19 protein-coding genes are annotated in these 19502 nt (G+C 40.8%); 8 read left to right on the top strand and 11 right to left on the bottom strand.

Features of this window, described 5'->3' with window-relative positions:
- The first annotated feature begins 375 nt into the window (after window positions 1-375).
- Window positions 376-1149 (top strand): substrate-binding periplasmic protein, encoded by a 774-nt coding sequence (locus tag ACXAFE_RS13620; RefSeq protein ID WP_475153448.1) that lies wholly within the window; start codon window positions 376-378, stop codon window positions 1147-1149.
- A gap of 73 nt (window positions 1150-1222) precedes the next feature.
- Window positions 1223-1864, top strand: coding sequence for a YiaD family glycine zipper/OmpA-like lipoprotein (locus ACXAFE_RS13615; RefSeq protein WP_105173122.1), 642 nt, complete (start codon window positions 1223-1225; stop codon window positions 1862-1864).
- Between the two features lie 59 nt (window positions 1865-1923).
- Here the strand turns inward: ACXAFE_RS13615 and ACXAFE_RS13610 are convergent, their stop codons facing one another.
- Window positions 1924-2271 carry a rhodanese-like domain-containing protein gene (locus ACXAFE_RS13610; RefSeq protein WP_475153447.1) on the bottom strand — a complete coding sequence of 116 codons (348 nt, stop codon included), beginning with the start codon at window positions 2269-2271 and terminating at the stop codon, window positions 1924-1926.
- Window positions 2272-2273: 2 nt separating this feature from the next.
- Window positions 2274-2462: a YgaP family membrane protein gene (locus tag ACXAFE_RS13605; RefSeq protein ID WP_010561454.1), complete on the bottom strand. Its 189-nt coding sequence runs from the start codon at window positions 2460-2462 to the stop codon at window positions 2274-2276.
- A gap of 134 nt (window positions 2463-2596) precedes the next feature.
- Between ACXAFE_RS13605 and ACXAFE_RS13600 the strand changes: the two genes are divergently transcribed.
- The 3 genes from ACXAFE_RS13600 to ACXAFE_RS13590 are packed head-to-tail and all read left to right on the top strand — an operon-like array spanning window position 2597 to window position 7271.
- On the top strand, window positions 2597-2902 hold the full coding sequence (locus ACXAFE_RS13600) for an ArsR/SmtB family transcription factor (RefSeq protein WP_054978265.1): 306 nt from the start codon (window positions 2597-2599) through the stop codon (window positions 2900-2902).
- Window positions 2903-2915: 13 nt separating this feature from the next.
- A complete protein-coding gene (locus ACXAFE_RS13595) occupies window positions 2916-6215 on the top strand; it encodes an efflux RND transporter permease subunit (RefSeq protein ID WP_475153444.1) in 3300 nt (1099 codons plus the stop codon).
- A gap of 3 nt (window positions 6216-6218) precedes the next feature.
- Window positions 6219-7271, top strand: coding sequence for an efflux RND transporter periplasmic adaptor subunit (locus tag ACXAFE_RS13590; RefSeq protein WP_475153443.1), 1053 nt, complete (start codon window positions 6219-6221; stop codon window positions 7269-7271).
- 28 nt (window positions 7272-7299) lie between these two features.
- Here the strand turns inward: ACXAFE_RS13590 and ACXAFE_RS13585 are convergent, their stop codons facing one another.
- Complete coding sequence (locus ACXAFE_RS13585) at window positions 7300-8175, bottom strand: EamA family transporter (RefSeq protein WP_475153442.1); 876 nt, start codon at window positions 8173-8175, stop codon at window positions 7300-7302.
- Window positions 8176-8540: 365 nt separating this feature from the next.
- Here ACXAFE_RS13585 and ACXAFE_RS13580 point away from each other — a divergent pair, with 365 nt between their 5' ends.
- Window positions 8541-8711 (top strand): hypothetical protein, encoded by a 171-nt coding sequence (locus tag ACXAFE_RS13580; protein WP_475153440.1) that lies wholly within the window; start codon window positions 8541-8543, stop codon window positions 8709-8711.
- On the opposite strand, the gene ACXAFE_RS13575 is transcribed toward ACXAFE_RS13580, so the two are convergent.
- The 3 genes from ACXAFE_RS13575 to ACXAFE_RS13565 form a co-directional block, all read right to left on the bottom strand.
- On the bottom strand, window positions 8701-9387 hold the full coding sequence (locus ACXAFE_RS13575; RefSeq protein ID WP_475153438.1) for a pseudouridine synthase: 687 nt from the start codon (window positions 9385-9387) through the stop codon (window positions 8701-8703). The genes ACXAFE_RS13580 and ACXAFE_RS13575 overlap by 11 nt on opposite strands.
- 31 nt (window positions 9388-9418) lie before the next feature.
- Window positions 9419-9874 carry an NfeD family protein gene (locus ACXAFE_RS13570; protein ID WP_475153437.1) on the bottom strand — a complete coding sequence of 152 codons (456 nt, stop codon included), beginning with the start codon at window positions 9872-9874 and terminating at the stop codon, window positions 9419-9421.
- A gap of 65 nt (window positions 9875-9939) precedes the next feature.
- Window positions 9940-10857 carry an SPFH domain-containing protein gene (locus ACXAFE_RS13565; RefSeq protein ID WP_475153435.1) on the bottom strand — a complete coding sequence of 306 codons (918 nt, stop codon included), beginning with the start codon at window positions 10855-10857 and terminating at the stop codon, window positions 9940-9942.
- 149 nt (window positions 10858-11006) lie between these two features.
- Here ACXAFE_RS13565 and ACXAFE_RS13560 point away from each other — a divergent pair, with 149 nt between their 5' ends.
- Window positions 11007-11369: an outer membrane protein assembly factor BamB family protein gene (locus ACXAFE_RS13560; RefSeq protein ID WP_475153433.1), complete on the top strand. Its 363-nt coding sequence runs from the start codon at window positions 11007-11009 to the stop codon at window positions 11367-11369.
- 25 nt (window positions 11370-11394) lie between these two features.
- Here the strand turns inward: ACXAFE_RS13560 and ACXAFE_RS13555 are convergent, their stop codons facing one another.
- From ACXAFE_RS13555 to ACXAFE_RS13540, 4 genes are all read right to left on the bottom strand, one after another.
- Window positions 11395-13527 carry a TonB-dependent receptor plug domain-containing protein gene (locus tag ACXAFE_RS13555; protein WP_475153431.1) on the bottom strand — a complete coding sequence of 711 codons (2133 nt, stop codon included), beginning with the start codon at window positions 13525-13527 and terminating at the stop codon, window positions 11395-11397.
- Between the two features lie 109 nt (window positions 13528-13636).
- Window positions 13637-14665: a metallophosphoesterase gene (locus tag ACXAFE_RS13550; protein WP_475153430.1), complete on the bottom strand. Its 1029-nt coding sequence runs from the start codon at window positions 14663-14665 to the stop codon at window positions 13637-13639.
- Window positions 14666-14802: 137 nt separating this feature from the next.
- Window positions 14803-16953: a response regulator gene (locus ACXAFE_RS13545; protein WP_475153429.1), complete on the bottom strand. Its 2151-nt coding sequence runs from the start codon at window positions 16951-16953 to the stop codon at window positions 14803-14805.
- 157 nt (window positions 16954-17110) lie between these two features.
- The gene (locus ACXAFE_RS13540; RefSeq protein WP_475153427.1) at window positions 17111-17434 is read right to left on the bottom strand and encodes a DUF3718 domain-containing protein; all 324 of its coding nucleotides are present in this window, start codon (window positions 17432-17434) and stop codon (window positions 17111-17113) included.
- Between the two features lie 664 nt (window positions 17435-18098).
- Between ACXAFE_RS13540 and ACXAFE_RS13535 the strand changes: the two genes are divergently transcribed.
- Entirely contained in the window at window positions 18099-18464 is a 366-nt protein-coding gene (locus ACXAFE_RS13535) for a DUF4870 family protein (protein WP_010561467.1), read from the top strand.
- Between the two features lie 59 nt (window positions 18465-18523).
- On the opposite strand, the gene ACXAFE_RS13530 is transcribed toward ACXAFE_RS13535, so the two are convergent.
- Window positions 18524-19429: a response regulator gene (locus tag ACXAFE_RS13530; protein WP_475153612.1), complete on the bottom strand. Its 906-nt coding sequence runs from the start codon at window positions 19427-19429 to the stop codon at window positions 18524-18526.
- Window positions 19430-19502: the final 73 nt, after the last annotated feature.

Below are 19502 nucleotides of genomic sequence, written 5' to 3'. Positions count from 1 at the left end.
ATGTGAGGGAAAAACTGTTTGCAAAATATAGCTTTTTAAAATAAATGGCAATAATTGATTGCTTATAGGGCTATGCCATAATTAATAATGTATGCTGAACTGAGTGCTAAGTTTTGTTTTAATCCGCGCCAAACGCAGCTATATCGTTGTACTACGGGTAAATTAATAAATATTTACATTTGTTTAAATATTGTAGCCTAGGGTTTTTTTGGGGGGGCTTTTTGGCTAGAATCACGAAGGTCTATTAAACTTTGTTGTTTTATTTGGTTTTATTGGGCAGTGTCTAGCGCAATATAATTGCTTAAATTACAATAGACTCTAGGTATGCAACCGCAGAACAAGGATTTTTTGCCACTCTGTAGTTAAGGCAGAATTGTGAAAATAAAATACGCAGCACCCTTTATCATCTTTGTTTCGCTTCTAATGGCAGCGCCAAGCTTTGCTAGCAGTCGTTTGGTGGTTGCTGTTGACCATGCACCTCCATACAGTTACACCCAAGGTGAAACCCGCCCCCGAGGTTTATTAATCGACATTATGATGCGCATTTCTAAGCAGCTTAATGTATCTTTACAGCTTATTCCATGTCCTATTTCGCGCTGTGTGCAGTTAATTAAATCAGGCCAAGCCGATATTGGTGGGGCGTTTATTAAAACACTAGAACGTCAACGTGATATGGCATTTCTTGAACCGGCCTACATGGTATTGAACTCACCATTTGTATTTTATGCACAAACCGAAAGCAAAACAGTGGTGAATACATTTGATGACCTTTACGGGAAGCGTATTGGTATTGTGCGTGGTGCGGCGCATTTTGCTCGTTTTGATAATGACCAAAAGTTAATGAAAATTGCGGTGCAAAGCGAAAAAGTAGCGATGGATTTACTTTTGAAAGGTCGTTTAGATGTGGTTATTGCTGTTGAGCAAACAGCTGACCATTCACTGAGTGTCTTAAATCAGCCTTCACACAGGCTTAAAAAACTAACCTACCGCCATGATGAGCCGATTCTCGGTTACGCAGTGGCTTCAAAGCGTTCAGAAAAGCAGAAGTTGATCGAGCAAGTGCAAGTTGCCCTGCTGGATTTAGCAAAAAGTGGAGAGTTGTCACAAATCGTAGATCTGTACGACTTACCACCAGTTGCAGTGAAATAACTTCGCAATTCAGCGTTTATTCAGACATACCACACTACATTTTTATAAAACTCCAAAGATAAAGAGAGAGACAATGACTTACTTCTCGTCACGTAAATTACTGAGTGTTTCTATTTTGGCTGCGGCTATTGCAGCGTCAGGTTGTGCTACAACCAATGCGGAAAAAGGTGCGATGATAGGTGCTGTAACTGGCGCAGTAATCGGTAAATCTACCTCTAACCACAAAAATAAACGCGCGGTGATTGGTGCTGCTGTAGGTGCCATTGCAGGTGCCGCGATAGGTGATTACATGGATCGTCAAGAAGCAGAAATGCGTGAGCAGCTTTCAGGTTCAGGTGTTGAAGTAGTCAGGGAAGGCGATAACTTACGCTTAGTGATGCCATCAAATATCACTTTTGCGAGCAATCAATCAACCATTACGCCACAATTTCACGACACCTTAAATTCAATTGCGAATGTATTGAGTCATTATGATAAAACGTTTTTGAGCATTGAAGGGCATACTGATAGCAGCGGTAGCGAAAGCTATAACCAAACGTTATCAGAGCGTCGAGCACGTAGTGTGCAGCAATATTTAGTTAACCAGTCAATTATGCAAGCGCGTTTATCTGTTGTTGGCTACGGTGAAATGCGCCCAGTTGCGAGCAATGAAACCGCTTCCGGTAAAGCCAAAAACCGCCGTGTTGAAGTACAAATTGTACCTAACCAAGCGTAATCAAAAGCTACAACTTATTAGCTAAATTAAGGCTTCCGATTGGAAGCCTTTTTTGTGCTTTAGCAAAAAGTATCACATACATTTTCAGCTTTGCAGCTGATCACTGTTACCTTGTTATAACCAATACGTTTTAGTTGTTCAGCCGCTAAAGTAGCACGCCCGCCCGTTGCACAATGCAAGTAAATTGGTCGCTCTGCGTCTTTTTCAATTTCAATCAACTTCATTTCGAGCACGCCACGGGGAATATTAATAGCACCTACCGCATTTTTTATTGCGTGTTCAGCGGGTTCACGCACATCAATAAGTAAGCCATTGTTTTTGGCTATTTCACTTTTTGCTTGTGCAGCATCCATTTTTACAACATGTTCAGATGCAAGTTTAATAAGATCTGGAATAGTCTTCAGCACGGTTAATCCTCCAAGCCAAATTTACGAAGTATCGTCATCATTGGGCACCACTTAGTAAACGCTGACTGTAATAAATTAACAGCGATAAATAGCGTGAAAAAGATCCAGTTTGGGTGCACAAAGTGCGTTAGTAACAGTGACACTATCAGCATCACACCGGCAATTAATCTTAGTGCATCATTTACTTTCATTCGAATAACCTACTTAAAAGTGGAGTTGCATCTAAATATATTAGAAAAACCTAAATTAGTAAATTCTAATATTAGACTTTTCTAATATAACAGCTTATACTTTGCTCAAATTTGAGAATAAAGAATTGACGCCTATGATGTTAGATATGGACAAAATGCTTGAAAATGCAGCAGAAGCAGAGCAGTTTTTAAAATTGATGGCAAACAAAAATCGCTTAATGATTTTGTGTACATTAAATCAAGGTGAGCTAAGTGTTAGCGAGTTGAATCAAGCTGTACCATTGGCGCAATCTGCATTGTCACAGCATTTAGCGAGTTTACGTAACTCGGGCTTAGTAGAGACGCGTCGTGAAGCGCAAACTATTTATTATCGTATTGTCGATCCGCGAGTGAGCGCCATGTTAAGCGCGCTTTACGATATGTTTTGTCAGCCTGAATAGCAAGGATAGGGTCATGAGCACATCACACCCAATTGATCGTTTAGTTGCAAGTTCACTGCAAGGGCGTATTCCACTGGTGATTTTTATTTTCGCTTTGTTAAGTGGCTTGTTAGCGCTTAAATTCACCGCGCGAGAAGAAGAGCCACAGATAGTGGTACCTATGTTGGATATTCTGGTATCGGTGCCAAATATCAATGCCAATCAAGTGGAACGACAAGTAACCATTCCCCTTGAAAAACTGTTGGCGCAAGTGCCAGGTGTTGAACATGTTTACTCAGTAACACAAACCGGAGGAACAACCGTTACGTTGCGTTTTTATGTAGGCGAAGACCGCGAAAAAGCGATTTTAAACACTTACAATAAATTGTATGCCAATCAACATTCTATGCCGAGTATCGTGGCGAATTGGCAAGTAAAACCAATTGAAGTTGATGATGTGGCCATTATGATGCTCGGCTTATGGAGTGAGCAGCCGCAACTTTATGATGATTATGAATTACGCCGCATTGCACAAGAAGTTTCAACTCACTTACAAGCGATAGACGATACCTCTGAAGTAAAGGTTATTGGTGGTCGTCAGCGCAGTGTGCAAGTTTACTTAAATACCACTAATCTAGCCGCCTTTAATACAACCGTAATGGATGTTTATAACGCGATTAATGTGTCAAACCAATTAGCAGCGGTTGGTGTGCAGGTATCGAATAGCGAAACTGTAGTGCTTGAGGTGGGTGATTTATTTAGACAAAGCGATGAATTAAATCATTTAGTAGTTAACGTCATAAACGGTAAGCCCGTGTATTTATCGGATGTTGCAACAATTCAAGATGGACCAAGCGAAGCAACAAGTTATCAGTGGTATAGCGAGGCAGGTGCCAATTCAGCCGATCACCCTATGGTGACGATTAGTATTGCGAAACAAGCAGGCAGCAATGCAGTTAACCTTGCCAACAAAGTACTAGAAAGTATTGATGTGTTAAAAGGGCAGCTGATACCCAAACATGTCAATGTTGCAGTATTGAGAGACTATGGCGAAACGGCAAATGAAAAGGTTAATAACCTTGTTTCGTCATTAGCATTTGCAGTATTTACCGTGGTGGTATTTATCGGTGTCTTTTTAGGTTGGCGACCTGCCATTGTTGTTGGTTTAGCTGTGCCGATTTGTTATGGCTTAACACTTATTTTGGATATGGCCTTTGGTTACACCATCAACCGAGTCACCTTATTCGCGCTGATTTTATCACTGGGTTTGCTGGTAGATGATCCAATTACCGGCATCGATAACATTAAACGTTTTATGCTAAAAGGCGACGGTAAAACGAGTCAGATAGTGGCCGCTATGAGCGAAATTCGCCCCGCTCTAATTATGTCTACGGTAACGATAGTGTTGGCGTTTGTGCCAATGGCCTTTATTACCGGCATGATGGGGCCTTATATGGCACCTATGGCATTTAATGTGCCAGTTAGTGTGATTGTGTCTACTTTGGTCGCGTTATTCGTCACCCCGTGGTTGGCAAGTAAATTACTTAAAGATTCTACTAAACAACAAGAAAGCAGTAATAGTGGTGACCTTTACCATAAAATCTTAACGCCAATTCTAGCGTCGAAATCGCGTGCTAAAACAGCGTTATGGTTAACGCTGGGTCTTTTCATTGCCAGTGCATTACTACCTGTTTTTCGCACGGTACCGCTCAAGTTATTGCCTTTCGATAATAAAAATGAAGTGCAAATACTTATCGACCTACCTGAGCCAGCCAGTTTAGAGCAAAGTGCAGCGCTCTCTGGTGAAATTGCCCAGCAAGTAAAGCGTGTTGCGGAAGTTAAAGCGGTTGCCGTTTATGTCGGTGAGCCCAGCGCAATCGACTTCAACGGCATGGTTCGCCAATATTATATGCGCACACGAGAAAACCTTGCTGAAATACGCGTATTACTGGTAGATAAAAGTGAACGAGAGTATCAATCTCATGGTGTCGTCTTACGCTTGCGAGAATTACTTGCGCCATTTAATAAAGATGGCGTGAATGTAAAAGTTGTTGAGGTACCACCTGGCCCTCCGGTGTTATCAACGTTAGTTGCCGAAGTATACCGTGACCCATTTGTTGCACTCGAACAGCAACAATTAGCGGCACACAATATCGCGGCGCGTTTAGCAAGTGAGCCACATGTAGTGGAGGTTGATACCACAATACAGGCAAAGCAACAGATTAATCGCTTTGTGGTAGATAAAGAAAAAGCCGCACTTTCTGGTATCGCAACGGAAGATATTAAACGCACATTAATGATTGCAGGATTCGGCGTTGAAGCGGGCAGTATCGCCAATCAATATGAGGCTGAGCCGCTGGCAATAAAATTACGCATACCATATCAAACGCGCAATCAAGCTAGTGAGCTTGATGGTCTGTATATTCGTGGCCGAGAGGGCATTGCGCAAACCGATTTAGGTCTTGGTTTAGAGGCTGCGCCGCAACCATTAGTTGCCTTAAGTGAATTAGGCCAGTACCAAACGTTGAACGTTACTCAGCCTATTTATCGTAAAGACTTACAGTCAGTGATTTATGTCACCGCCGAGTTGAATGGTCGCACGCCTGCGGAAGTAGTCGCAGATATTAACGCTGATCAACGTGAACAACTTAACGATCAACAAACAAACCATGTTGCTTGGCAAGATCGTCATTATCTTAATAACGGTGGCGGTGATGTGTGGTCAATTCCAAAAGGCACTTGGCTTACGTGGAGTGGTGAAGGCGAGCTAAGAATAACCGCGCGCGTATTTAGAGATATGGGTATCGCGTTTGCCTTTGCGCTCTCGGGGATCTTCTTTATTTTACGCTTACAAACCGGTTCTTATGCGTTGTCGGGTATAATTATGTCGGCTATTCCGCTTACAGTAATAGGTATTATGCCGGGTTTTTGGTTAATGAATCAGTTTGGTGAGCGAGAGATTGCAGCGAGCCCAGAACCTGTTTTGTTTACCGCAACAGCGATGATTGGCATGATAGCGTTGGCCGGTATTGTGGTTCGCAATTCACTTATTTTGGTTGAATTTATAAGTGCTGCACGTGCACAAGGTGCTGCGATAAAAGAAGCGCTATTAATGGCTGGCAGTGTGCGCATGCGACCAGTATTGCTCACGGCTGGTACCACATTACTTGGTAATTTAGTGATTATTCTTGACCCCGTATTTAGTGGTTTAGCGCTAGCAATTATCTTTGGCATTATTTCCTCTACCTTATTCAGTTTGATCATTGTGCCCGCTGTTTACTATCTGGTTTTCGACGACACAAAAAACAGCGCGCAAGACGCTCAGGAGCAATAAATCATGACAAAAAAAACGTTATTAATTCCGGTTATTGCGATTCTCGCGTTAGTGGCAATGATCATCATGATGGCGGGTGGTTTCAGCGACAAAATTGCGCCGAGTACCGCATCGCCTCAATTACAAAATGTGCAAACTATCACTATTGAACCCTACGCTTATACCGATAGGCTTTGGTTGCCAGCCAACCTTATCGCAAAGCAAAATACACAAGTAGCGAGTCGTATTTTAGCAAATGTGACCTCAGTAAATGTTCGTGCTGGCGATATGGTGCAAGCAGGTGATGTGATTGCTGAGTTAGACAACCAAGATCTCAAAGCGCAAGTGCGTCAAATTGAAGCACAGGTTGAAGCCGTTTCGGCTCAGTTAACGCAAGCGTCGTTACAATTAAAGCGTAATAAAACGCTTCGTGAGCAGGGATTGATCTCTGTTAATGATCTGGACTCTGTTCAGTCTACATTTGATCAATTACGAGCAACCAAACTAAGTTACGAGCAGCAGCGTGATCAAGCTAATGTAACGCTAGCTTACAGCAAGATCATTGCACCTATAGCAGGTAAAGTGGTTGATCGTATGGTTGAACCGGGGGATTTAGTCAATCCGGGGCAAGCCGTTGTAGCGCTTTACAATCCGAGCAGCATTCAAATTAGTAGTTATATTCCTGAAAGCCAAGCGGTAACCCTAACCTTAGGTCAAGCGTTGCAAGTGGAGTTATCGGCGTTACAGCAAGTAAGAACGGCGCGGATCAGTGAAATTGTGCCGCTTGCCGACAGTGCAGCTCGCAGCTTTGAAGTAAAGCTCGATTTAGCGGGTGATAATCTTGATGGTTTGGGTTTGATGCCTGGAATGTATGCCAAGGTGGGTATTGATAAGGCCACACGCGATGTTATCGCAATTGATAAGCAATATATTCAGCAATTTGGTCAGTTATCAAAAGTATTTGTATTGGAAAGCAACCAAGTAAGCGAGCGATTTGTGCGTTTAGGTCAGCAGCTTGATAATAATCTGGTGGTTATTATCTCGGGTTTATCTGCTGGCGAAAAATTGGTTATTTAGCTTATTGATTTAGCTGCCCTCTAACTTGCTATTGCCACATTACTAAAATAGCAGCGAGGGCAATGAGGATTAAACCGAGCAACTCATTTTTGCTCGGTTTTTGTTTTAGCCAAAATATCGCAAGTAAAATAGTAAACAGTACTTCTATTTGCCCCAACGTTTTAACATACGCGACGTACTGTAAACTCATTGCACTAAACCAGCCGATTGAACCAATACAACTCGTTACGCTAATGGCGAATGTGGTGGGCAAGTGCTGTTTTAATTTGCTAAATGTATGCCTTTCTTTTATCGCAATGTGCGCAATTAAAATGATACTTTGCAGTGTTAATACCCAGAGTAATACCCATGCAGCGCTGTGTGGAAATGGTAAATCAAGGGCAATACTGGCTTCACGTACCGAAAGAGAGGTTAAAGCAAATGCGCTGCCGCAGCTCAAACCAATCAGCACGGTTTTTAATTGAAAGCCTTGGTTTAACCTCAATCCACTTAAAACAAATACCGCCAAAGCGCCAATTAGCACACCAAACCAACCGAGCGGTGTAAGTGCACTGCCAAAAAATAATGCACCTAAAATAGCGGCAACAAGCGCCTCACTTTTTGCCAGCCCTGCACCAATTGCGAAATTTTGTTGTTTAAATAAAACCACCATAAGCGCTGTCGCAAGGATTTGCATGCCTGCAGCAATGGCAACATAACTAATGAATTGACGGTTAAACTCGGGGTAAGCGATTGGCTCAAATTGATAGAGCAAAACAAGGTAGGTAAGTGCTATCGGAGTGGCAAATAAAAAACGCGCTAAGGTTACACCGAGTGTGCTGACATCTTTACTTAATTTACTTTGCAGGCCATTGCGAAACGTTTGCATAAATGCTGCTAACACAGTAAAGAAGACCCAAAGCATTAATAAGTACCTTAATCAACAAAATAGCATAGTAACAGGTATTGCTAGGCTAGGTCGGTGAATTGCTATGGATGTGAAAAAAATTCATTAAAAGTGCGACATTATGTCGCAGGCAGTTTTTTATAGCTGCTTTATACTTGGTTTTGTAGCTCGCTCATTGCTACATATTTTCCACACAATGCTATTGTTGATTTGCCGCAAGTTTTGCGGCTTATTTTTTTCTTAGCTCGTCTATTTTTTATTCTAGATCAAAGTTTTTTCGGCCAAAAAATCTAAGCTACACCCAGCTTATATAAAGCTTATTCTTTTTTATTAATGTTTGAATCAACCCCTGATTTGGTTTAGCACAACAGCAAGGAATTGTTATGAATACCAATAAATTTTTAGAGCTTTCTTGGGAATACTTAGACGTAATTGTAACGACGGTATTTTTTATTGGCACTATGGCTTATCTAGCGATGAATGGTATGGAAAAAGCGTTACTACCAGGTAGTTTGATAGCAAGTCTTTATATGTATGTTCGATTCAGGAAGTAATTTGGGCTTTTGCTATTTCACAGTACTTGCCGGGTGTTAGATTCAGCTCGGCGAGTGATAAACGTGCTATTCTTACTCTCTTTAAATCAACCACATAATTACCACAATATTTTGTCATGCGGCGGATCTGACGGTTTAGTCCTTGCGTTAATATAATACGAAATTGCGTTTCGTTGATTTGCTTAACCTCACAGTGACGGGTAATAACGCCTTTTACAGGCACGCCACTCATCATTTGCTGGCAAAACTCATCGGTAATAGGTTTGCTAGTGGTGACGATATATTCTTTTTCTTTATCAAAGTCAGGATGATTGAGTTGTTGGCACAGCTCTCCGTCATTTGTAATCAGCAATAAGCCGTGAGAGTCTTTATCTAAGCGTCCGATTGGAAACAGCCTGATTTGTTTTGGCAGTAAATGCACTAGGCTGGTGGGATCGCTCTTAATAAGTTTGCAGTCAACGCCAATCGGCTTATAAATTGCGAAGTAGGACTTTGTTGTAAGTGGTTTAACCTGCTGACCGTTAACCTCAATAACATCACTGCCATCAACATGGTCAATATGATTTGCTGGGCGACCATTGACGAGCACACATTTATCGTCAATTAAGCGAGAGGCTTGGCGTCTTGAACACACGCCAGCATCGGCAATAAATTTTGCCAATCGTATTTTATTCACGAAATGTAATTTATCCCGAGTGTAGGTTAGCTTAGTTAATGGTAGTAATTTGCAGGCACATGCTATCAGCATCGACAACCTTGATACGGCTGCCTTTATTTATCTGACCTTCAAATGTCACTTTCCAAAACGTATCGCCTATTTGAATACGGCCATGTCCGCCGCTTAAGTCGTGCTCAACTATCAGTTCGCGGCCTATCAGACTGGCTGCGCGTTGATTAAGTGGGCCGTGATCAGAACGGTTGTTAAATTCTTTAAAGTATTTCCAGTACGCGATAGAAAAACCAAGCGCAGACAGTGCAAACAAAATAATTTGTGTTTGCCAGCTAAGTTCTGCAAATAACGCGTTAATAATCGCGAGCAAAAAAGCAGCAATGGCCGTACCGAGTAAAAAACCAGATGCACCTAATGCTTCGGCACCAAGCAGCAATAAGCCGAGTGATAACCAATGCCATGGTTCTAAATTATTTAATAGTTCCGAAATCATAACTGCTCCTAAAACACAGCACAGCGGCAAGCTGTGCTGTTGTTAAGTATACATGTTTGTATAGTTTATTTCTTGCCAAACGCTTCTTTTGCAATTTCAGCAACGCCGGCAATCGACCCGAGCATATTGCTTGCTTCTAGTGGGATCATCATTACCTTGTTGTTATCTGATTCGGCCAATTTACCGAGTGATTCCATGTACTTTTGTGCGATGAAATAATTAATTGCGCGTGAGTCTCCATTTTGAATTGAATCAGATACTAAGCGAGTTGCTTCGGCTTCTGCTGCCGCTAAACGTTCACGCGCTTCAGCTTCGCGCTTAGCTGCTTCTAATTGACCTTCGGCTTTTAAAATTTCAGCTTGTTTTTGGCCTTCGGCAACCTTAATTGCTGCTTCACGCTCACCTTCAGCTTCTAAAATATTGGCACGCTTTTCACGTTCGGCTTTCATTTGGCGAGCCATGGCATCCACTAAGTCCATCGGTGGTGCAATATCTTTGATTTCGATGCGGGTTACTTTTACACCCCAAGGATCGGTTGCTTCATCCACCTTTACCAGCAGTGAACCATTAATCTTATCGCGGTTCGAAAGCATTTCATCAAGCTCCATCGAACCAAGTACCGCACGGATGTTGGTCATTACTAGGTTACGCATAGCGCGTTCTAAGTCATTTACTTCATACGAAGCTTTAACTGGATCGAGTACTTGATAGAAGCACACTGCATCGGTGGTAACTTGTGCATTGTCTGATGAAATAACTACTTGTGGTGGTACATCAAGTACTTGTTCCATCATATTTTGTTTACGGCCAATGGTATCTACAAATGGGATAATTAACTGTAGGCCTGGCGGTAAAGTTCGGGTGTATTTACCAAAACGCTCTACCGTATAAGTGTAGCCTTGCGGCACCATTTTTACCCCTAGGGCTAAAATAATAAATACGACGGCTAAGCCAATTATTATCGTAATATCAAACTGTTCCATAATTGCATCTCCTGTTTAACTGGCTTCAATTTAACGTTTTTTAGCTCGAAATAACAGATTTAATGATGAGTGGGGAATGGCAGTGTTGAATGGTATTTGCTTTTTTAATGAAATCACGCAAGCTGGTATTAACACTAAACGGAGGGTTTATGAATTATCTTATTTTGGGTATTAATGGACATGTCGTTGCAATTAATAAAGACGATGGCAGTGAGCTTTGGCGTAAAAAGTTAAAATCAGGAACAATTACGGTAGTAACTAGCGATAATACCAAGGTGTACGCATCTTCTTCCGGTCATTTATTCTGTTTAGATAAAGCCACAGGCGAACAGATATGGACTAATTCGCTAAAAGGCTTGGGTTACGGCACATGTATTATCGACGTCGGTAATCATGCAGCGTCTGTTAGCGTAACGGTTGCTGGTAATGCAGCTGCGACTGCGGCAACCACGGCGGCGACAACAGCAGCTATTGCTGCGTCGGGCAGTGTATCAGCGGGTGATGGTGGCTAATGCCTGTCATCTAAATCTTAGTTAGTTAAAATTCATAACTCAATGTTGCGCGAACATTGCGTCCTGCCTGTGGGTATGGGTGCAATGTTGTGCCCCCTTGTTGAAACTCGGTGTCGAGCAAATTATGCGCAGTTAATGCGAGGTTTAGGTCGTTACTTAACTGATAATCAAGGGCTGCGTTGAGTAATATAACGTCATCGACTTTATGATTAGGCGCATTGAAATTTGCACCTTGATTTGGGTAGGGATCGCTGATTTCTTGGCCATTCAAAATAATATTAATGGGTGATGTTTGCTCACCAATGTAGCGCACAGTTAGACTTGCATTTGCATCTTCAAAAATTGGCCAGCTAGTAACTAAGTTTGCCGTGATGCTAGGTACATTATTAATATCATCACCGCTCGTGGCAAAGCGTTCAGAGTCAATAACCGCTTGATAACCCAAAGTAGCATGCCATGTAATATTACGCTTGGTAATACGCGATTCTAACTCGATACCCCAAGTTGTTAACTCGCCGGCATTAGAATAATTGGGTTCATTTGCACCAGCATAGTTATCGCGAAAGATAAAGTCATCGAGCTGATTGTAAAATACGTTAACGGCGCCATAAAACTGATGTTCAGGCAGCTTTATGCTAGGTGTCAGTTGTAATGAGGCGAGCTTTTCGGGTTTTAGTGTTTGCGCACCACGAAATGAGCTTAACGTACTAAAGCGGTTCCAATAGGTTGCGTCGACAAACGAAGTGGCATAAGACGCTTTAAAATTATAGCCGTTTTCCCCTTGGTAAATAATCGCCAAACGTGGACTTAAATCGTCAATATTATCGCTGCCAGTACGATTTTTTTGATCGTACCTTGCACCTGCATTTGCTAGCCAATGTTCTGATAATCGGTATTTCACTTGTGCAAATACTGAATAAATCGATTCGCTGCTTTCTTTTAATAGTGGTGTTTGCTGGTCAGCCGGAAGGTAATCTTCACCATTTAGCGATGCTTTGAAATCAGAATCGGTTACTTTCATATGATCTAGCTGTAAACCGACCAAATAATCCCATTTACCAATACGTTTACTGAGGTGAGTTAGTAACCCTGAAGAGCGTTCCTGCCAATAAACGCGAAGGGCATTATTGGTTGTTGGCTGTGTTACCACTACCGTATCTACTTCATTTTGATCAAAATAAAGCTCTTGATGCCACTGCCAATCAAATAAAGTATCGCTGTGATTTACATTGAAGTGCGATGCAGTATAGCCAAGCCCTGGACCTGTTCCCTTATATTTTCTGATTTCATCGTAATTATATCCTTCACCGCTAATACCACCGGCAGAAAAGGGCTCAATATAATGTGAGCTTCTGGTGTTGGCGAAAAAGCGCCAATCTTGGTAGTTAAGTTTAGCGCCAATATCATATGTATTGGTGTCTTGATAAGCACCTAGGTTTGCTTCTGCATCAGCAATCGGGTTGGGCGAGTAGTTGTCTTGTGGGGAGATTGCGTGTGTTTCACCTTCTGCAGAAAATGCTTGTGCCCATGCCAGTAAATCCCAGCTATCACCGTGTTTACCATAGGTTAGACTAGCTTGTTTATGTCCTTGATCCCCGATAGTTACAGCTAGTTTGGAGTTTTCGAGCTCTGCAGCTGATTTTAAAATGATATTGACGGTGGCTGTGAGTGCCACATTGCCATAAATTGAACTCGACGGCCCTCTTAGCACTTCTATTTGTTTTATTTTGTCGAGGCTAATGGCGTAGTCGGGTGATGCCATTGAGTAGCTTCGGCTGTTTAGCCTGTGGCCATCAATCAAGAATAATATTTTTTGTTGTGAAGACGTAAATACCCCACGAGCTGCAATGTTAGGCTCATTTTGGTCTTCAACATGGGTGATGTTTGGAACATAGGTGACGAGCAAATCTTTAATGTTGCGAGCACCTGATTGCGAAATCATATTTGCGGTAATAACGGTGACCGGAACAGGCGCTTCACTCAGTGTCTCTTTTGTTAGAGAGGCAGAAGAGACCTCGACATTAAGTAGTTGTTCTAATGAGAGGCTAAATAAGTCATTGTCCTCATTGGCTGTTAAAAATGATGAATTTAGCGCTAGCAACAAAGTGCTGGGTAGTGTGAGCCATTTTTTAGTTTTGTTGGTGTTCGCTAAATTCATTTTGCCACTCTTAACACTTGAGTATGTTTGTAAATACCTGAACTCAAATAAAAAGCCTTAAGGCCTAGGATGACTTAACATCTTGCCATATTTATAAATTCGCGCAAGCTTATTGCAGTGGCTTTTGCTCTCCCGACATTAAACCACGTTTGAATTCGGCATTTTGCCAAAGCAATATTTCGCCTTTTTCTCCTCGCTTGATTGAGCTATCAATCGCGATGATTTTGCTGTTAAAGCGTGTTTCAATGGTTGGCATTGAGGTGTGCCCTACAATAACCTTTTTGGCATTAAGTTGTGATAAAACGGCATCGACTTGTGTATCGTTGAGCGCGTCATCTCTAAAGTAGCCGCGGTACCAAATAGGGCCGTTACTGCCATGTAGTGTTAGCCACGTTGGGTTTTCTTTTAATGCTTTTTTGCCTAAACCAATGGTTTTGCGAAACTCACTATTGGCTTGCTCTAAGCTCAGTTTAAGATCTAAGAAGTCTTGGTGAATGCCACCGTGTAGGAAAATAAAACCATTGATATTAATGATGGTCGACTTGCTGCGTAGCCAGCGCCCTAATACGCTGTTGTTACTGTATTGCTGACGTAAGTCGTTATTAAAATGCGATACTGCATGCACATATTTCGGGTGCAAATATCGTTGATCGTCACGTAGTACCATGTATTCGTGATTACCTAGCAGATAATGAAGCTTTCCGCCAGCCGCTAATGCCTGTTGTTCTAATTTATAAATTAACCACAGCGCTTCAGTAACTGTATCGCCACGGTCAAAAATATCACCGGTAATCACTAAATGCCCTTTACCGAAAGACCAATTTAGAGATTGATCGATAACCTTGTTATTCACTAATAAGGTTTTGAAAATATCAAACTGCCCATGAATATCGCTAATTGCCGCAATCTTTTCGACGTCTTGAAAGCTGTCTATTTGATTTGCGTTAAAGGTTGGCGTTATTGTCAGTGGGCCATTGTACTCTGACACCGTTTTTTTATTGGCAACGATATCAATGCGCTCAATTTTATTCTTGTTGTAAAACAGATACGGGCCATCGTTATATAACGTGGATGCACTGAGTGCGCCTGAAAAGGCGATGCTGATAAGTGCAGAAACAGCAAACCAAGATTGAGTCATAACATTTTCTTATATGGTTATTAGTCGATGTCTAGCGTGGCGAAGCTATAGCGAACACGCAACTCTTTCTTGCTCGTTTTTATATCTATTTTATATTTAAGCCAGTTTAATTCTTTGAATTTAAATGATTTTGCTGTTTATAGTTGCTCGCGCGCATACTTTAAATAACTTGTTAAGCTTTGCTGCCAAAGTTGTTTTAAATACTCGTTATCAAATACTAACTTGTTATTTAGTAAGTCTCGCTCACTTTGCTTTAGTGCCAATCCGAAACGGTTAAAGCCTAGTTGCAATGCTGTACTGGCTAAGCGATGTAAGGTGCGAATTGTTTCATCAGTTTGCTTTTCAAAACCTGTTTCGCAGCGCGCTAGTTTATCGCGTAGCGACATAATAAATTCATCGTAAATAGCGTTAAACTCTTCTTGCGCAAAAGATGCACTTAGACTTTGTGCTGCGCTTGCATCAAATAATATATCTTCGACATTCTGGCTAGCTTGTGAAAAAGACTGCTGTTGCGAGTTAAAAATGGCTTGGCGCAGCTTTTCGAGTTTAATTGGTTTGCCGACAATATCTTTGATACCGAGTGTTAAATACTCTTTTACCTCGTCCGGGCTTAAGCTTGCGGTAAACGCTAAAATTGGCGTATGAGAATTAATATGTTCGATGTTGTTTAGTTTTTTTACAACTTCCTGACCTGAGAAATCAGGTAAATTCATATCGAGTAACACTAGGTCAAATGCCTGTTGTTGTAGTATTTGAATCGCTTCTTCGCCGGAACTTGCCAGTGTGACTTGGTGTTGATCCATCGCCATAAACTCAATTGCGAGCTTTTGATTTAACGGAAGATCTTCAACTAGTAATACAGATAACCCAGTAAGTGTATCGGCTTTTTCTTTGGTTTGTTCAACAAGGCTTAGCTCACCAAGGCTAAAACGAATATCAAAACTAAAACGGCTACCTAAATCGAGTGTACTTTCAATATTGAGCTCGCTCTGCATTTTATTAAGTAATCGCTCACTTATTGCTAACCCTAAACCAGTTCCACCCTTTATTTTTCCAGCCTCACTTTGTACATAAGGCTCTTTTAATTGTTCAATTTCTGATGCCGCAATGCCAGGGCCTGAATCTGTTACAGTAAATCTTACAATATGCTCTAGTGGCGCTTTAGATAAAACTTCAACCGACAGTGTAACTTGGCCTGTGTCGGTAAACTTAATCGCATTTCCGAGTAAATTAATCAGTACTTGGCGCACGCTTTGTTGGTCAAAGTAATAGCAAGCTTTTTTCGGTAAGTTATTGTTGAGCTTGAAATCTATACGTTTTTGTTGAGCGAGAGGGCGATATAACAAGCATAAGTTTTCGAGCCAAGGCGTTAATTCTATGTCTTCCTCAGTTCCTGTTTCAGCATTTTGTTCTAAACGTGCGTAATCAAGTACTTTACCAATTAGTAAGTTGAGTGATTCTGAAGAATTAATGATTGCTTCACAATAAGGTTTTACTTTGGCACTAGGTGATTGGTTTAAAATTAATTGAGCGCTACCCATAATGCCGTTAAGTGGGGTTCTTATCTCATGGCTCATAGTACTTAAGAATAAACCGCGTAGCTCCGCATCTTGTTGGGCTTTATCTTTCAGGGCTGAAAAATGAAGGGCTTTTCGTTCACTGCACAAATAGGCCATACCCAATGCGTAAAGTAATGGGCTGACAATACCAGTAACCATAGCACCGATGGCAAACCATTCATGTTTAAATAATTCGGGTGTGCCTAGCGGCATAAGGTAGTAAGTACGAATTGGGTAAACAGTAATAAAAATGAGCGCATGGCATAAATAAATATGTTTAGAGAAGCGGTGATTTGACGTATTCATTGTGAACATAATCCAAAGGATCATAACGCCTTCAAGAAACCGCTGAAGGTTAAATATTAGTAATCGATTTTGTGCATTTGATTCACCATAGGTATACCAAGAAAACATGATGATGCAGCAGACCGTTACCAGGTTAAATAGCTTTATAGCGATACTATTAATCGCAAAAAAACGCTGTAAGCAATGAATACTTAATATCGAGCAGCTAAGAATGATTAAACTTGCAATACCCGCTTTAATATCGATAACGCGGTATAAATAGAGAGAATAACTAAACAGAGCCAGTAACATTAAGCTCGGTAAAAGCAGATTGGTAAACGCCCCATCGACGCTTTTATTTTCTCGCCAAACTTGAAAGCAAATAAACCACGAGAGTAATAAAACAACGCCACTAACAATGTAAAGGGTATTTAAATCAAGCATATCAAGACTTCTGTAAGCTGTATTTAGCTATGCTATCTTAACGGTGGCTAAAAAAGCAAAAGGCAAACATTAATTGCTCGCCTTTTAGTTATTGGATTGGGATGTCATAACTAAGATTAGTTATGTTGCTTTACAAAAGCAAGAATCTTTTTAACATTTATTTTACAATGTTGTTGTTTGCCAGTTGCTCTTGGCTTGGTTCAAGCCTTAAGTGGGCAATCGCTTTGTATGAATTGTGCTTTTGTGCAAATTCAGAAAGGGAAAGGCCATTACAAAACAGCACCTCTTTAGCTTGATGTTTACGCAATCTTGCTTGTTTTAAGCGTTTAGTAATAACCACTGGTTTATCTTTAATAATTGCAGCGCAAAGGCTTGAGTCTGCTGACGAGTCTGTTGTAACTACTTGCTTGCTATGTGCAAAAGATGGTGCGCTAGTTAATGAGAGTAGTGCGATTCCTGCTGTAATTAATAGTGTTTTCATTTTCGTGTCCTTTAATGTGGCGTTGGGTAAAGTGCACTGAAAAGGTAACTTAAAATTTTCACAAGTGTGTTTGAAAACTATGATGCGCTGTAAGCAAGTATGTAGGAATTTTCTGTTTAAAAAATAATCGATTAACAAGTTGCATAATAAAATACGGGTATTCACATTAATATTGTTGCTTATTTTGCAATTAAATTCCGTTCGCCATTTAAATCAATCCGACTGCCTTAGGTTATTTAGTTAAAAATGTAAAAAGGAGCAAAAAGGTTAATTTTTTAGCGCTGTGTCATAACAAATAATTTGTTACACATGTATAGCGAGAACAATTATAAAAAAGACGATTTGCTTCAATACGCTCTGTTGATTCAGTAAATTTGTGTGATGTGAGTATTATTAAGGCAAGCTTGAATTAAGTTAGCACTAAGGTAGGTTGTAATGCTGCCTTTAGTTGTTGCAATAAAGCCACGCAAGTACAGTGCAATAAATCTAAATTACGGTCTAACTGAATATCGATACAAGTAAGCAGTAGAATTATAGTTTACTGTTTTTCAGACAGTTTTTTATCTTAACAGCTCCGCCCAGTGATTCTCTTATTGCAATAATTTCAGATGCTTGTAAATTAAGCATTCTGGCAACAAATAAGTTCATCATAAGGAGATAAAAGGTGACTGACCAGGTAGTTGAAACTAACGAAAAGCAAGATGCGTCGGCAAAAAATGGCGCTAAAATTAACTATGTACTTTACCTAGCGAGCATTATTTTAGGTATTACAGGTTTGATCGGCGTGATCATGGCATATGTTAATAAGAAAGATGCACCAGAATGGCTACAAACACATTATCAGTATCAAATCCGTACGTTCTGGATTGGCTTATTGTATGTTGTGATTGGAACAATTCTATCTGTTGTTGTAATCGGTTTCGCAATCATTCTATTTTACCTTGTTTGGCTAATTGTACGTTGTGTTAAAGGGCTTAAAGCGCTGGACAAAAACGAGCCAATCGAGAACCCAACATCTTGGATGTTCTAATCAGTTGATTTGAGATGTAGAAGGGCGCCTAACGGCGCCCTTTTTGTTTTTCTTACGGTTTAAAAACCAATTATAGTTACTCGACCTTGAGCCAAAGGGGGGATTTGTATCGAGATATCAAGTCGCCGATTAGTGGGTGTCTTGTAGAGGCTCTCTAATTTGGGAAAGGATTGGTCGATAAAGTTAGTACTTTTTAAGCGTAAGCTTTTTCGGCTTTGATGGTCAAGAAATGCCACAGCGACCTTTTGCAGTATCTGTTGGCTGGTTTCCATCACATATTTACTTGGGCGTTTGGTTTTAATAACGCGCTGAATATGCCCATTTGTTACGTTTGGGTTGCCTTTTGCCAAGGTACACGCGGCATAAATATCGAGTAAGGCCACTGAACGTACTTTTTGTGTTTCACAGTCTTCAAACACCGCCATAATACAGGGCAGTTTAGATTCATCAAATACCTGTGCTTTGATAGTGTTTATTGTTAATTCTGAAGATGTGAGCTTTACCAAGCTTTTTTCGAGTTGATCAAGGTTAGGCAGTGCCAGCCCTTCTGAAAGCTCTTCTATCTCGTCGAGTATAATCTCGCTTTGTTCTACTCCTTGCACTAAAGGCAGTAATTTTTCGTAAAGCTCTTGGTCATCAAATGGCTTGCTGAGTACAAAATCAGCTCCCGCTTTTTGTGCTTGTTCGAGTTGCTTTGTATCGTCGATGGTGGTGATCATACCGATTTGCGTATTTAACTGCTTTTTACGAATCGCCTTTATTAATGCAATTCCGCTGAGCTCGGGCATATTCCAATCAGTCAGTAAAATATGAGGTTGCCACTGCCCAATGATGGCAAGTGCATCAATCGGATTATTTGTTTTTTTTATTGAAAGGTGACGATAACCAAAACCTTCAAGCGAGCGTCTTACAATTTCAAGAGTCGCTTTGCTATCGTCTACAACAAGTATTCTCAAAATTAACATCTGCAATTGTAGATAATTCATTCAGTATAGTCGCAAAAAATAATCAAGACTATACTTAACTCACTGTCTTACT

This window comes from Pseudoalteromonas sp. ABV4_021 (genome assembly GCF_056159365.1).
This window is presented reverse-complemented; position numbering and strand designations above follow the sequence as displayed.

Coding starts and splice junctions, on each gene's coding strand:
- ACXAFE_RS13615 (WP_105173122.1), top strand. CDS start 1,223: ATGACTTACTTCTCGTCACGTAAATTACTGAGTGTTTCTATTTTGGCT.
- ACXAFE_RS13605 (WP_010561454.1), bottom strand. CDS start 2,462: ATGAAAGTAAATGATGCACTAAGATTAATTGCCGGTGTGATGCTGATA.
- ACXAFE_RS13600 (WP_054978265.1), top strand. CDS start 2,597: ATGATGTTAGATATGGACAAAATGCTTGAAAATGCAGCAGAAGCAGAG.
- ACXAFE_RS13595 (WP_475153444.1), top strand. CDS start 2,916: ATGAGCACATCACACCCAATTGATCGTTTAGTTGCAAGTTCACTGCAA.
- ACXAFE_RS13590 (WP_475153443.1), top strand. CDS start 6,219: ATGACAAAAAAAACGTTATTAATTCCGGTTATTGCGATTCTCGCGTTA.
- ACXAFE_RS13585 (WP_475153442.1), bottom strand. CDS start 8,175: ATGCTTTGGGTCTTCTTTACTGTGTTAGCAGCATTTATGCAAACGTTT.
- ACXAFE_RS13580 (WP_475153440.1), top strand. CDS start 8,541: ATGAATACCAATAAATTTTTAGAGCTTTCTTGGGAATACTTAGACGTA.
- ACXAFE_RS13570 (WP_475153437.1), bottom strand. CDS start 9,874: ATGATTTCGGAACTATTAAATAATTTAGAACCATGGCATTGGTTATCA.
- ACXAFE_RS13565 (WP_475153435.1), bottom strand. CDS start 10,857: ATGGAACAGTTTGATATTACGATAATAATTGGCTTAGCCGTCGTATTT.
- ACXAFE_RS13560 (WP_475153433.1), top strand. CDS start 11,007: ATGAATTATCTTATTTTGGGTATTAATGGACATGTCGTTGCAATTAAT.
- ACXAFE_RS13555 (WP_475153431.1), bottom strand. CDS start 13,527: ATGAATTTAGCGAACACCAACAAAACTAAAAAATGGCTCACACTACCC.
- ACXAFE_RS13550 (WP_475153430.1), bottom strand. CDS start 14,665: ATGACTCAATCTTGGTTTGCTGTTTCTGCACTTATCAGCATCGCCTTT.
- ACXAFE_RS13545 (WP_475153429.1), bottom strand. CDS start 16,953: ATGCTTGATTTAAATACCCTTTACATTGTTAGTGGCGTTGTTTTATTA.
- ACXAFE_RS13540 (WP_475153427.1), bottom strand. CDS start 17,434: ATGAAAACACTATTAATTACAGCAGGAATCGCACTACTCTCATTAACT.
- ACXAFE_RS13530 (WP_475153612.1), bottom strand. CDS start 19,429: ATGTTAATTTTGAGAATACTTGTTGTAGACGATAGCAAAGCGACTCTT.